Here is a 13802-nt window from a genome sequence, read left to right as displayed (position 1 = left end):
CAAATGGAATGGATTGCATGGATGGCCTGGACGCCGCCGACGGCGATCTTTTTTGTCGCGCTCGCCTGCACGCTGGCTGTGATGACCTGGCTCGGGGTGGCTTATCCCGAAGCCGAGCGCGTCGGCGTGCTGCGCATCCCGACCACGCGCGGCGACCGCCTGTTCATCTCCCTGATCACGGCGGCGGTCATCCACTTGCTGTGGATCGCCTTCGCCGGCACCGACCCCCTCGCCACGCTGCCGATCGGCGAGGACGGAGTTGAAATTTCGCGCCTTTGGATCGCATCAGGAATTTCGCTGGCCACGGCCGTACTCATTTTCCGCACGGTCTAGCCCGCGAAGGAACGGCCAGATCCGGGACCAACCCGGGCCTGTAAAAAGTTTGTCGCTGCAACGGAGGAATAACATGCGGCAGTTTAGGAGAAGGGAACGTCCATTGACCAAGAATAGCTTTCTGACGATGTCCAGCGTCGCCGCCATCGTCGCGGTGTCGCTGGCCGTCTCGGCGCCGGTGCGCGCCGCCGACGACGCCGCGATCCAGAAGTGGATCGCGGAATTCCAGCCCTCGACGCTGTCGAAGGAAGACCAGAAGAAGGAGCTGGAGTGGTTCGCCAAGGCCGCCGAGCCCTTCAAGGGAATGGAGATCAACGTGGTCTCCGAAACCATCACGACCCACGAATATGAGTCGCAGACGCTGGCCAAGGCGTTCTCCGAGCTCACCGGCATCAAGCTCAAGCACGACATCATCCAGGAAGGTGACGTCGTCGAGAAGCTGCAGACCCAGATGCAGTCCGGCAAGAACGTGTACGACGGCTGGATCAACGATTCCGATCTGATCGGCACCCACTTCCGCTACGGCCAGACCATCGCGCTGTCGGACTATATGACCGGCGAGGGCAAGGACGTCACCGACCCCATGCTCGACGTCAACGACTTCATCGGCAAGTCGTTCGGCACGGCGCCGGACGGCAAGCTCTATCAGCTGCCCGACCAGCAGTTCGCGAACCTTTACTGGTTCCGCTACGACTGGTTCACCAACGCCGACTACAAGGCCAAGTTCAAGGCCAAGTATGGCTACGAGCTCGGCGTGCCCGTGAACTGGTCAGCCTACGAAGACATCGCCGAGTTCTTCACCAACGACATCAAGGAGATCAACGGCGTCAAGGTCTATGGCCATATGGACTATGGCAAGAAGGACCCGTCGCTCGGCTGGCGTTTCACCGACGCCTGGCTGTCGATGGCCGGTAACGGCGACAAGGGCATCCCGAACGGTCTGCCGGTCGACGAATGGGGCATCCGCATGGAAGGCTGCCGTCCGGTCGGCTCCTCGGTCGAGCGTGGCGGCGACACCAACGGTCCGGCCGCGGTCTACTCGATCACCAAGTACCTCGAGTGGATGAAGAAGTATGCTCCGCCGCAGGCCCAGGGCATGACCTTCTCCGAGTCGGGTCCGGTGCCGGCGCAGGGCAACATCGCCCAGCAGATGTTCTGGTACACCGCCTTCACCGCCGACATGGTGAAGCCGGGCATCGCCGTGATGAACGCGGACGGTACGCCGAAGTGGCGTATGGCTCCGTCGCCGCACGGTTCGTACTGGAAGGAAGGCATGAAGCTCGGCTACCAGGATGCGGGTTCGGCGACGCTGCTCAAATCGACTCCCCCGGATCGCCGCAAGGCGGCCTGGCTCTATCTCCAGTTCATCGTCTCCAAGACGGTGTCGCTGAAGAAGAGCCATGTCGGTCTCACGTTCATCCGTGAATCCGACATCTGGGACAAGTCGTTCACCGAGCGTGCGCCGAAGCTCGGCGGCCTGATCGAGTTCTACCGCTCGCCCGCGCGCGTGCAGTGGACCCCGACCGGCAACAACGTGCCCGACTATCCGAAGCTGGCGCAGCTGTGGTGGCAGAACATCGGCGATGCGTCGTCCGGTGCCAAGACGCCGCAGGCCGCGATGGACTCGCTTGCCGCGGCCCAGGACTCCGTCATGGAGCGTCTGGAGAAGTCGGGCGTGCAGGGCGCCTGCGGTCCGAAGCTGCACAAGAAGGAGTCGGCCGAGTTCTGGTTCGCCAAGGCCCAGAAGGACGGCACGATTGCCCCGCAGCGCAAGCTCGCCAACGAGAAGCCGAAGGGTGAGACGGTCGACTACGACACTCTGATCAAGTCGTGGCCGGCACAGCCCCCGAAGCGCGCTTCGCTGCAGTAAGGCACATCAGCATAACGACGAAAGGCCGGGAGCAATCCCGGCCTTTTTTCTTTTTATTGTCGTGGATTTTGCTTCCACACGTCATTGCGAGCGAAGCGAAGCAATCCAGAGTCTTTCCACGGAGGTAGTCTGGATTGCTTCGTCGCTTCGCTCCTCGCAATGACGGAGGATGGAGCGACAACGACGCCTTATTCCGCCGGCTCAGCCGCCAGCGTCGGATAGTCCGTGTATCCCTTCGCGCCGCCGCCGTAGAACGTGTTCTTGTCCCAGTCGTTCAGCGCCGCGCCCTGCTTCAGCCGCTCGACCAGATCGGGATTGGAGATGAACGGCTTGCCGAAGGCGATGAGATCGGCCGCGTTCGCCTCGAGCACCTTGGCAGCGAGGTCGAAATCATAGCCGTTGTTGGCGATGTAGGCGCCGGGGAAGCGCTTGCGCAGGCCCGCATAGTCGAACGGCGCGATGTCGCGCGAACCGCCGGTGGCGCCTTCGACGACATGGAGATAGACGAGCTTGAGCGCGGCGAGGCCGTCGACGATATGGTCGTACAAGGCTTGCGGGTTCGAATCCGAGATGTCGTTGGCCGGCGTCACCGGCGAGATGCGGATGCCGGTGCGATCAGCGCCGGCCTCGGCGACGACGGCCCTGGAGACCTCGAGCATCAGCCGCGCGCGGTTCTCGATCGAGCCGCCATAGGCGTCGGTACGCTTGTTGGTGCCGTCCTTGGCGAATTGCTCGAGCAGATAGCCGTTGGCGCCGTGGATCTCGACGCCATCGAAGCCGGCTTCGAGCGCATTCTTCGTGGCGCGCCTGAAATCGTCGATGATGCCTGGAATTTCGGAGAGCTCGAGCGCACGGGGCTCGGAGACGTCGGCGAAAGTGCCGTTGACGAAAGTCTTGCCCTTGGCGCGGATCGCGCTCGGCGCCACCGGGGCTGCGCCATTGGCCTGAAGGTCGACATGCGAGATGCGGCCGACATGCCAGAGCTGGATGAAGACCTTGCCGCCGCGCTGATGCACCTGATCGGTGACCGTGCGCCAGCCGGCGACCTGGTCCTTTGAGTAGATGCCGGGGGTGTCCTGGTAGCCTTGGCCCTGCTGTGAGACCTGGCTCGCTTCGGTAATCAGAAGCCCCGCCGAGGCACGCTGGGCGTAATAGTCAGCGGCGAGCGCGCCCGGTACGAAGGTGCCGGGAACGGCGCGGTTGCGCGTCAGCGGCGCCATCACGAAACGGTTCGCCAGCGTGATCGGGCCGAGCTTGTAGGTCTCAAACAATTTGGTCGAACGGCTCATGAGAATGCTTCCAGGCGGTGAGAGATCCGGAACACTTGTGCATTGCGGCAATCAGCGCAAGGGAGGAGCCATACAGAAACTGCAGGCGAGATGCGCAGCCGAGCCGCGCAGCATAAAGCATGTGCAATTTCAGCCGCAGCAGCAGATTGGATCTCCCGCCGCGGCCGTCTGAATAATCGCCTTTCAGTTCGCGCCGAGGAAATCGCGCTTGCCGATCTCGACGCCGGCGTGGCGCAGAAGGCCGTGGGCGGTTGCGGCGTGGAAATAGAAGTTCGGCAGCGAGAACGCGCTCAGGAATTGCTGGCCCTTCATGGTGATGGACTTGTCGGGGCCGGCCGGGAAGGTGACGTCCTTGGTGTCGGCGCCCTCGAACTGCTCGGGCTTGAACGATTTCACGTAGTCGATGGTCTTCGCCAGGCGCTGCTTCAACTCCGCAAAGCTGGTCTCGGTGTCCGGTGTGGAGGGCACGTCGCTATGGGTCAGCCGGGCGCAACCTTTGGCTGCGAAATCGCTGACCAGCTGGATCTGCTTCGAGAGCGGCAGCATGTCCGGAAACAGGCGGGAGCCCAGCAGGACGCTGGGGTCGACCTTCTTGGCCGCACAATGCGCTTCGGCTTTCGTGAGCAGGCCGATCAGGCTGTTCAACATTTGCAAATAGGCAGGAACGACGGCGTCGTGGAAGGACATGTGATGCTCGCTTCAAAAGTGGGAAATCTCAGGAGAAACCTGAGCTACTCACATGGGAACGTCATGGAAAAATACAATCGCCGGAGGGGCTTGTGCAGTGCGAAAATTCTACCGAGCGGGCTGTGGTGCTATCGGCGTCATACCCTCGTGTCATCGCCCGGTTGACCGGGCGATCCAGTACTCCGAGCAGCTGTGATTGAAGGCCGCAGCGTACTGGATGCCCCGCTTTCGCGGGGCATGACAGCGATCCTGGTGCTTACCGGATCGTCCCCACTGGCTGCGCCTGTGCCGTGCCCCCACGCATGCGAGCGAGCAGTTCGGCCGAAGGCCAGGAATCGGCCGGCAGACCGTATTTGATCTGCATCGCCTTCACCGCGGCGCGGCTTTGCTGGCCCAGCACGCCGTCGACCTTGCCGACATTGAAGCCAGCCTGGACCAGAAGCTGCTGCAATTGCTTGAGCTCGTTGAATGGCAGCTGCGCGACCGGTGTGGACGGCTTTCGCATCGGAGCCGCGCCCGCGATGCGGGTGGCGAGATAGCCCGCGGTGGTCGAATAGATCAGCGAGTTATTCCACTCGGTGTAGGCCGCGAAATTCGGGTATGCCATGAAGGCCGGACCGAAGCGTCCCATCGGCAGCAGCACGGAGGCCGCGAGATTGTCGTTCGGCAGCGGCCGGCCGTCGGGATAGGTAACCCCGAGCTGCGCCCATTTTGAGCGCGGCAGCTGCACCGTGAGGTCGGTCTGATCCCACGGCAGGTTCTGCGGCACCTTGATCTCCTCCAGCCACGGCTCGCCGCGCCGCCACTTCAAGCCGTTGGCGATGTAGTTCGCGGTCGAGCCGATCACGTCGTCCTCGCTGCGGAGGAGATCGCGTCGGCCGTCGCCGTCATAGTCGACGGCGTAGTTGACGTAATGCACGGGCAGGAACTGGGTCTGACCGAGCTCGCCGGCCCAGGAGCCGACCATCTCGTCCGGTTGCAGGTCGCCCCGGTCGATGATCTTCAGCGCGGCGATGGTCTCGTTCACGAACATCTCCGAGCGGCGGCAATCATAGGCCAGCGACACCAGCGATTTCAGTGTCGGCAGATTACCCATGTTGACGCCGAAATCGCTCTCCAGTCCCCAGAACGCGGCGATCACTGCCGGCGGCACACCGTATTCCTTTTCCGCGCGTGCGAACGCGGCCGCATGTTGCTTGATATGTTGCTGGCCGTTCTGCATGCGATAGGGCGCGGCCATGCGGCCGGCAAATTCGGTGAAGAGCTGGCCGAACACGCGCTGGCCGCGGTCGCGATTGACGATGCCCTGGTCGTAGACGAGGTAAGGCGAGGCCGCCGCGATCGTCCGCTGCGACACGCCGGCGGCAACGGCCTGCTGTTTCACGTCGACCAGGAAGCGATCGAAGTTCGCCCCGTTATGGCACGACGCCGCGCGCGGCGAGGGCCCAGTGGCCCTGGGAGCCGCGGGCTTTGCCGGCGGCGGCGCGAACTGGGCAGAGGCGGGAAGGGCGAGCGTGAGCAGGGCGGCGGCCGCGATCGCAAATCGGGTCTGGAGCATGAGGTTTCCGCAAGGGGAGGAGACGCTTGGATTCTCGGCCAAGCTTAATGGAACGATTGACCTCAAACCAGTGCCGCGGCTCCGCGACGCACCTTGAAACCTTGCGGGCGGGCCGGGGTCATCCCTACCTCATGCTCGCCGGCCCGCAACGCCTCCAGCGGCTACGGCCGGCCTCGGGAGACGGCCATGAATTATCTTCGTACCGCAATGCTGCTCGCAGGCCTCACCGCCCTGTTCATGGGCGTCGGCTATCTGATCGGCGGTGCCGGCGGCGCCATGATTGCGCTCGTCATTGCCGCGGCGACCAATCTCTTCACCTACTGGAACTCCGACCGGATGGTGCTGTCCATGTATGGCGCCCATGAGGTCGACCGCAGCAGCGCACCGGAGCTGGTCGGGCTCGTGGCCGAGCTAGCGGCCCGCGCCGGCTTGCCGATGCCGCGCGTGTTCCTGATGGACGAGCCGCAGCCCAACGCGTTTGCCACCGGGCGCAATCCCGAGAATGCCGCGGTTGCGGTCACCACCGGGTTGATGCACCAGCTCAGCCGCGAGGAGCTTGCGGGCGTGATCGCGCACGAGCTCGCTCATATCAAGCACCACGACACGCTGCTGATGACTGTGACCGCGACCATTGCCGGTGCGATCTCGATGCTGGCGCAGTTCGGCATGTTCTTCGGCGGCAACCGCGACAACAACGGCCCGGGCATCGTCGGCTCGATCCTGATGATGATCCTCGCCCCGATCGGCGCCATGCTGGTGCAGATGGCGATCAGCCGCACCCGCGAATACGCCGCGGACAATCTCGGCGCACGCATCGCCGGTCAGCCGATGTGGCTGGCATCGGCGCTGGTGAAGATCGAAAGCGCGGCGCATCAGGTCCCGAATTTCGAGGCGGAACGAAATCCAGCCACCGCGCACATGTTCATCATCAATCCGCTGTCGGGCCACGGCGTGGACAATCTGTTTGCCACCCATCCCTCGACGCAAAATCGCATCGCGGCGCTTCAGCAGCTCGCAGCCGAGCTTGGTGCGCAGGCGTCGCCGTCGGTCGGCGCCAATGAGAACTATCCGCCGCGGAGCCCGTGGGGCCGCTCCTCCTCGCGCGGGCCTTGGGGCTGACGCAGCAGCGGCTCTAATTTGCACGCTTTGTGACCTGTCGCACACAGGACGGTCCCGGCCGGTGTTAACACCCTGCCGTGACAGTTCCTGCGAAAGGGGATGCGTGGCCGGCCCTCTGCCTGCCACCGTCGAAGATGACCAAAGCTGCAGTACCATTGTTGATCGTCGTGGGCGTGCTGATTGGCCTGTCCACGCACACCGTCGTCAATTGCGGAGACGAGGACGAGCCCGACATCTGTTCGGCGGTGATCGGCTTCTCGCCGCTGCGCGGCTCGCTGATCGCGTTCGCCTATGAGGGGCGCGGACGGATCGCGTTGCGCCACGGCGACTGGCGGCGGGCGATCGCGGATTTCGACGAGGCCATCCATCTCAATCCCAACCGTGCCTCGCTCTATCGCGATCGGGCGCTGGCGCGCCGGCAGAACGGCGACCTCGAACTTGCCATCGAGGATTACGACGAGGCGATCGCGCATGATCCCAGGCACGCCGCGCCCTATCACCAGCGCGGTCTCGCGCTCGCGGCCGCCGGCGATCTCGATCGCGCGATCCTGAGCTACAACACCGCGGTCCGCCTCGACCCCTCCGATGCGCAGCCTCGGCTCGATCGCGGCCTCGCCTTCCTGGCGCGTGGCCAGGCGAATGAAGCGCGCGCCGATTTCGAAGCCGCGCTGGCGCTGCCCGCCGGCAAGGATGCCCGCACCCGCGACGCGGCACGCGCAAAACTCGCTGAACTCGCGAGCGCCGAGCCGACCCGGCTCGCCGCGCCAGGGCGGTAGAGATATCTAGAGCTGCGTGCGCCGCTGCAACCCTCTCCCCTTGTGGGAGAGGGTGGCTCGCCGCGAAGCGGCGAGACGGGTGAGGGGTATCTCTCCGCGCGTGAGTCTGCTGCAGTTGAATTCGCGGAAACCACCCCTCGTCCGGCGCTTCACGCCACCTTCTCCCACAAGGGGAGAAACCGAAGTCCATAGCGACCTATACAGACCCATACAGCTCACATAACTCATTGTGTTTGCTTATCTTATTCCTATTCAGGTACGATGGGTGCCATCCCGACCCACCCCCATTTTGGGGACATTTCGAGGGACACCATGGCCCGCCGCACCCGCTCGTCATTTCTGGAAAACCGTACTGCGCGCTTGAAGCTCGCGACACGTAAGAAGCCATACACCGCGCTGATCGCGCCCGGCATCTTTCTCGCATATCGTCGCAACACTGGTCCCGGCACGTGGTCGGTGAAGTGCCATGGCTGGCTCAAGCGGTTCGGTCTCGCCGACGACCACGAAGACGCCAACGGCGAAAGCGTCATGTCATATTGGCAAGCGCTGGAGCGCGCCAAGATGTTGGCGCGTGCCGGCGAAGGCAACACCGAGCAGCCGATCAGTGTCGCCGAGACCATCAATGCATATGAAGCCGATCTCGAAACTCGCGGCGGACGCAAATACAACGCCACCCAGCTCCGCCTACATCTGACCGACGCCTTGAAGAGCAAGGCGGTCGCACTGCTGACCGAGCGGGAGCTGCGCGACTGGCGCGCCGGCCTGGTCAAGGCCGGCCTAAAGCCCTCATCCGCCGATCGCATCGGCCGTTCGCTCAAGGCCGCGCTCGCGCTGGCTGCCAGGAACGATAAGCGCATCACCAATGCCGCCGCATGGAAGAATGGCCTCAGGAAGCTGCCCGATAGCGAGGTCGCTCGCAACGTGATCCTGCCCGATCAAACCGTCGCCGCGCTAGTTACCGGGTCGTATGATGAGGATCGTGACTTCGGCTTGCTGATCGACGTTCTGGCCGAGACCGGCGCTCGTGAAAGTCAGGTGTTCAAGCTGACGCCAGCCGATTTGCAGGATCATCTGAACGCGGCGCGCTTGATGATGCCGACCAGCCGCAAGGGCAAGAACCGCAAGATCGAATATCGGCCGCTGCCGATCTCGACACGGTTGGCTAAGGCGCTGCGTAAGCAGGTTGCCGGCCGGGCCGGGCATGATTCGATGTTCGACAAGATGTGGAACTTGGCGACGAGCTTCCGTCCGGTCGTCGAAAGTCTCGGGCTTGGCCCGGAGGTGACGCCCTATGCTCTGCGGCACTGTTCGATCGTCCGGCACCTGCTGAAAGGCGTGCCGACCCGCGTTGTTGCCGCTCACCACGACACATCGGTCGCGATGATCGAGAAGAACTACAGCCGGTACATCATTGGCGATCCAAGTGAATCGCTGACGCGGGCGGCGTTACTCGATCTCGAGACGAGCGTCACATCCAGCACGAGGTGCCGTGCCGCTTGAGGCTTCTCTTCATTGTGGTGCTGTGACCATCCACGCCTGACGCTGCGTGTCTTTTCGAACAGTTCCTGATCTTAAAGGTGTCTTATCGAGCAGCGCGTTCCTTGCTGTTGCAGACAAATGCAAACGCGGCGTTATTAATACTGCTCCTCATGCGGTGAGGTCACCTGGCTTCACCGAAAATTATAAGGAGCATACTGATGCACTCTCCGATGCGACCGAACGGTCCGGATGACGCCGACGCCTACAGTGTTGACGAGTTTTGCACGCGTAATCGGATCAGCTCGCAGCTCTTCTATAAATTGAAGCCGAAGGGCCTGATGCCCGCGACGTTCAACGTCGGCAGGCGCGTGCTGATCTCGCGCGAGGCTGCCGCAGCGTGGCGTCGTGCTCGCGAGAATGTGGCGTAGTCGCGTAGTCGCTGAAAAGGCGGCCTGCCAGCCGCCTCTCAATCGTCATCTCAGGAATTTTTAGAATGGTTGTCACTGATACAAGGGCGCCCGCGTGCGCGCAAGCCAACAGCACGAACCCGCAGGCCATCGGCCCGATCGAGTTCCTGAAAGCACTCCTCGCCAACACCACCGGGCCGGCTTACATCTGCTCATTCACCAATGAGCGCATGGAGGGCGCCGAGCGCCACATCATCGGCCGCAATTTCGCGCACGTCCAAGACTTCATGGAGAAGTGGGACATCAACGGGCGCGGCACGTTCGTTTGCGTCTCGACACAGCGCGAGGGCACGCAGAAGCGCAACAAGGAGAATTGCAAGGAGACCAACGCGGGCCATACCGACATCGACTTCAAAGGTGTCGACGGGCTCGGCGCCGATCCGCGCGCCGAGGTGCTGAAGCAGCTCAAGCGGCTGAAGTATCAGCCGAGCGCGATCGTATTCTCCGGCAACGGAATCCACGTCTATTATTTCTTCAAGGAACCGGTCGACACCCAGGCGAACAAAGACCGCCTGGAGGCGTTCTATCGCCAGCTCGCCGATGTCATGGCCGGCGATCTCGCGGTGTGCGAGGTCAGCCGCGTGATGCGACTGCCCGGCTCGCGCAACAGCAAGAACGGCGAGTTGGTCCCGGTCGAGATCATCGAGCTGCATCCCGATCGCCGCTATGACCTCGAAGAATTGGAAGAATGGCTGAGTGAGCAATCGCCCGTGATGCTGCGCAAGGAGCGCGAGCATGCGAACCCGGCCGGCACCGGCAATGATATGCTCGACTTCTTTGCCGAGTACGCCAAGCGCTTCAACCTGAAGCCGCCGATCGACGTGCAGCAGCGCCTCGAAAACATGATGTTCATGGCCGGCGGCGACGCCTCGGTGCATCAGACCCAATTGCAATGCACGGCGGCGCTGCTCAATTCCGGCGTGCCCAAGGATGAGGTCGTCGCCACCGTGCTCGCCTACACCGAGCGCGCGGCAGGCGATTATGGCAGCCGCTGGAATTGGCGGCGCGAGGAACGCGGCCTCGTCAAGATGTGCGAGGACTGGATGAGGAAGCATCCGCCGGAGGAGAAGAAGAAGCGCGCCCAGGCTGAGCTGAAGGTCGTCGAGAGTGAAGTCGCCAACTTCGAGGTCGAGCAGCAGGCGACCGGCACTGCCCGTGGGGGCAATGTGGTCAAGCTGCCCACGCCGGCGCCGCCCAAACCGCACGAGCTGCACATCGCGATCGGCAAGGCGGTCATCGCGCATTTCGCGAGCGAGGGCGAGGAGCTGATCAACACCAAGGACGGTGCATGGTTCTACGCCAACGGCATTTGGGAGCTGCGCGCCGAGACCAAATGGCTCGACGTGCGAATCGAGCACAACTGCGAAGCGCTCGGCTATAAGACCGCGACGAGGCTGATCAGCGAGACGCGCAACTGGATTCTGCGCCGGCCCGAGCTGTGGCGCGACGGCGAATTGCCCTGGGATCAGCATGGCAAAATCCCGACGCGCTCCGGGCTGATCGATCCCAAGACCGGCGCGCTGGAGCCGGCGCGACCGGATCATTTCTGCACGTGGCGGGTCGAGGTCGAGTACCAGGGCGACGCCAAATGCCCGTGGTGGGAAACCATGGTCGGTGACATGTTCGGCGACAAGCCGGCCGACGAGCAGCGCGATCTCGTCGGCGTGGTGCAGGAGCTGATCGGCGCCGCGCTGATCGATAAGAAGGCGCGCGGCCTGCGCAAAGCCTGTGTGTTCTGGGGAAACGAGAATCGCGCCAAGTCTGGCGTGCTGGAGGTGGTCAGTGGGCTGTTCGGCAACAAGCCGATTACGGCCGGCATCGGCACGGTTGACGGCACGCATGGCCTGATGCCGTTCGTGCGGCGGGCGCCGTGGGTGCTGCACGAAGCATTCGGGCCGCAATGGCACATGTCGGCCACGGTCAAGGCCATCGTCACGGGCGAGCCGGTGCAGATCAACATCAAGAACGGTCCCATGATGCAGCAGATCGTGCGCTCGCCGATCTTCTGGGCGACCAACTTCCAGCCGCAGTTCAAGGAGGCGACGCGGGCCATCGTCAGCCGCATGATCGTGATCGAGGTGACCCGCGCGTTCGACGACAAGCGGCCCATCGGCACGGCGGCTGAAGCGATCCGGCAGGGCTTCGCCAGCCCTGGCGAATTCGTCGTGGCGGCCGAGCTGCCGGGCATCCTGAATTGGGCGATGGCGGGCCTGCGGAGGGCGCTGGACCGTGGTTCGATCGCGACCACCGACAGCATCGCCGAGACTGCCACAGCGATCCATCAGGACAGCAACCTCGTGGCGGGCTTCTTGGAGGAGTGCATCGAGTTCGACCCGATGGCGCGGCTCAAGACTTCCGACTTCTGTCTCGCGCACTCTGCGTGGTGGCTGGAGCTGAAGGGCGAGGACCGGCGCCTGCCGACGAACGAAGCCATCAGCAAGGCGCTCAAGGCCATGGGAGACGGCCGGATCGGCATGCATCGGAAGGAGATGCGCGACAGAACCAGCCGCTATTATTGCGGCATCGCGCTCAACAAGCGCGGCCTGCGCTACCACAGGGCCGCGTACGGGAGCCGGCTGTTCGAGGGCAAGATCCCCACCGCCACGGCGCCGGATCGCGAGGTCAACTCGCTGATCCCGCCGACCTGGGACGCGCGCGAGAGCGTGATCAAGATGCGCGCGCGGCACACAAATCGGGTCACTAGTGACCAGGATGACGATGATGATGCTGTTCCGGGTCACTGACCAGTGACCCGAAATAGCGAAAACGAGGAGACTTGGTCACGAACACGGTCACGGACTCAAGCATCTGATCGTAATCGTCTTTTGAGCCGTCGTGACACTAGTGACCCATTTTACTCTCTTGCTGGAAGAGATGAAGAAATTGAAGAGCAAGAGAGGAGAGGAGAGGAGAAAAGAGGGGTTTGTAGAAAAGAGGGGATTTTCGGGTCAGGTCACGTCACCGGTCACGGCGTCGTCGAGGTCGGCGTTGCCGAAGAAATCATTGGAGTGTGAAGAATGGCAATAGCAAACGTCTCGGCATTGAAGAAAGTCGTTTCGCAGCATGAAAGCGCGGCGCTCGTTGATGTCGTGAAAGCGATCAGCATCAAGCTGCGGCTCGCAGATCAGAACGACAACGACTCCGCCAACCACCGGAGGGAGGCGGGCGAGATGCTCGTGACGCTGCGCGCCCGCGTCGAGGCTGACAATCAGAGCTGGAAGCAATTCGTGTACGACTATTTCGATCGCCCCCGCAAAGAGCTTGAAAAGCTGATGACCTACGTGCCTGCGCACAAGGTCGCGAGGGCCGCGATTGCAGCGCATCCGCAGAAATCGGATCGCGCCATCGCGGAAGAGATCGGAGTCGATCATAAGACTGTCGCGAAAGCCCGCGCGCGAACTGGGGATCATTCCCCAGTTGAAAAGCGCATCGGCAAGGACGGCAAGGCGCGCAAGATGCCTGAGCCGAGCCCGCAGCATGCCAACGAGGCGCAGCCGGAGCCGCGCAAGCTGCCGAAGCCGCCGAAGATCGACATGAACGTCATCAAGCAGGCGGGCGCCTTCCACAACGAGCTGCTGAAATACACCACGGAATTCTGCGCGCGTATCCAGTCATGGCACGCCGCGAACAAGATCGATGAAGAGAGCCACTTTTGCGTCGTGCAGGCGATGGAGACGGCGTCAATGTGTCTGCAACGCATGGCTCAAGAAATCGATGATCGCTGATCAACCGTATTCGCGGGCCGCGATGAAGGTCTTGAACGGCTGCGTGATCTGTACGCCCTCGCGGGTGGCGCAGCGGATCGAAAGCCAGCACACCGGGGCGGGTGGACTCGAAACCGGCCTGCAAAGCCCCGAGAACCGCACCGGCTGGTCCTTGTGCAATGGGATCAGATTCCTAGACGGGAGTTGACGGCATTTAGGAGGCCACCGTGAAAACAAAGGCGAAGGCGCAGCTTGCACCGACGGCCGCCGCCCAGCGCATGCGGGCACACCGCGCGCGCAAGGCGAGCGGCGCTACGCGAATTGCCGTCGATCTCGACTGGGACGACAAGGACTGGCTTCGCGGCCAGGGCACATTGGCGGAGTGGGACGAGCAGGATGCGCGAGCACTCGCCCAAGCTTTGAAGCTGGCGTTGCAGAAACAGCACCGCAAGTTACAGCGTAACGAAGGTTGAGGTCGCGATCTGCTATTTGAAGGTCGACTTCGAAATAATGAGGAGAC

13 protein-coding genes are annotated in these 13802 nt (G+C 62.9%); 9 read left to right on the top strand and 4 right to left on the bottom strand.

The window, feature by feature from the left end:
- Positions 1 to 3: 3 nt before the first annotated feature.
- Positions 4 to 333 (top strand): DUF2160 domain-containing protein, encoded by a 330-nt coding sequence (locus IVB54_RS29620; protein ID WP_018454978.1) that lies wholly within the window; start codon positions 4 to 6, stop codon positions 331 to 333.
- A 127-nt stretch (positions 334 to 460) separates the two neighbouring features.
- Complete coding sequence (locus tag IVB54_RS29615; protein WP_039799251.1) at positions 461 to 2203, top strand: ABC transporter substrate-binding protein; 1743 nt, start codon at positions 461 to 463, stop codon at positions 2201 to 2203.
- 188 nt (positions 2204 to 2391) lie between these two features.
- On the opposite strand, the gene IVB54_RS29610 is transcribed toward IVB54_RS29615, so the two are convergent.
- The 3 genes from IVB54_RS29610 to IVB54_RS29600 all read right to left on the bottom strand — a co-directional run bounded on the left by IVB54_RS29610 (position 2392) and on the right by IVB54_RS29600 (position 5737).
- Positions 2392 to 3492, bottom strand: a complete 1101-nt coding sequence (locus IVB54_RS29610; protein ID WP_018454976.1) for an alkene reductase — start codon at positions 3490 to 3492, stop codon at positions 2392 to 2394.
- 183 nt (positions 3493 to 3675) lie between these two features.
- A complete protein-coding gene (locus tag IVB54_RS29605) occupies positions 3676 to 4179 on the bottom strand; it encodes a DUF1993 domain-containing protein (RefSeq protein ID WP_018454975.1) in 504 nt (167 codons plus the stop codon).
- Between the two features lie 256 nt (positions 4180 to 4435).
- Entirely contained in the window at positions 4436 to 5737 is a 1302-nt protein-coding gene (locus IVB54_RS29600) for a lytic murein transglycosylase (protein WP_247366961.1), read from the bottom strand.
- A 186-nt stretch (positions 5738 to 5923) separates the two neighbouring features.
- Here IVB54_RS29600 and htpX point away from each other — a divergent pair, with 186 nt between their 5' ends.
- The 6 genes from htpX (at position 5924) to IVB54_RS29570 (ending at position 13303) form a co-directional block, all read left to right on the top strand.
- Positions 5924 to 6856: a zinc metalloprotease HtpX gene (htpX, locus tag IVB54_RS29595; RefSeq protein ID WP_026232852.1), complete on the top strand. Its 933-nt coding sequence runs from the start codon at positions 5924 to 5926 to the stop codon at positions 6854 to 6856.
- A gap of 134 nt (positions 6857 to 6990) precedes the next feature.
- Entirely contained in the window at positions 6991 to 7632 is a 642-nt protein-coding gene (locus tag IVB54_RS29590) for a tetratricopeptide repeat protein (protein ID WP_026232851.1), read from the top strand.
- A gap of 312 nt (positions 7633 to 7944) precedes the next feature.
- On the top strand, positions 7945 to 9132 hold the full coding sequence (locus tag IVB54_RS29585; RefSeq protein ID WP_247776568.1) for a tyrosine-type recombinase/integrase: 1188 nt from the start codon (positions 7945 to 7947) through the stop codon (positions 9130 to 9132).
- Between the two features lie 197 nt (positions 9133 to 9329).
- Positions 9330 to 9539 (top strand): hypothetical protein, encoded by a 210-nt coding sequence (locus tag IVB54_RS29580; protein ID WP_247776567.1) that lies wholly within the window; start codon positions 9330 to 9332, stop codon positions 9537 to 9539.
- Between the two features lie 65 nt (positions 9540 to 9604).
- On the top strand, positions 9605 to 12322 hold the full coding sequence (locus IVB54_RS29575; protein ID WP_247776566.1) for a hypothetical protein: 2718 nt from the start codon (positions 9605 to 9607) through the stop codon (positions 12320 to 12322).
- 273 nt (positions 12323 to 12595) lie between these two features.
- Positions 12596 to 13303, top strand: a complete 708-nt coding sequence (locus IVB54_RS29570) for a hypothetical protein (protein ID WP_247776565.1) — start codon at positions 12596 to 12598, stop codon at positions 13301 to 13303.
- On the opposite strand, the gene IVB54_RS29565 is transcribed toward IVB54_RS29570, so the two are convergent.
- Positions 13304 to 13462, bottom strand: coding sequence for a hypothetical protein (locus tag IVB54_RS29565; protein WP_247776564.1), 159 nt, complete (start codon positions 13460 to 13462; stop codon positions 13304 to 13306).
- A gap of 47 nt (positions 13463 to 13509) precedes the next feature.
- On the opposite strand from IVB54_RS29565, the gene IVB54_RS29560 reads away from it, so the two are divergent.
- Positions 13510 to 13755, top strand: a complete 246-nt coding sequence (locus IVB54_RS29560; protein WP_247412541.1) for a hypothetical protein — start codon at positions 13510 to 13512, stop codon at positions 13753 to 13755.
- Positions 13756 to 13802 lie beyond the last annotated feature (47 nt).

This window comes from Bradyrhizobium sp. CW1 (genome assembly GCF_023100665.1).
Taxonomy (GTDB): Bacteria; Pseudomonadota; Alphaproteobacteria; order Rhizobiales; family Xanthobacteraceae; genus Bradyrhizobium; species Bradyrhizobium canariense_D.
The sequence above is the reverse complement of the archived record's forward strand: the minus strand, read 5'-3'. Positions and strand labels throughout refer to the sequence as shown.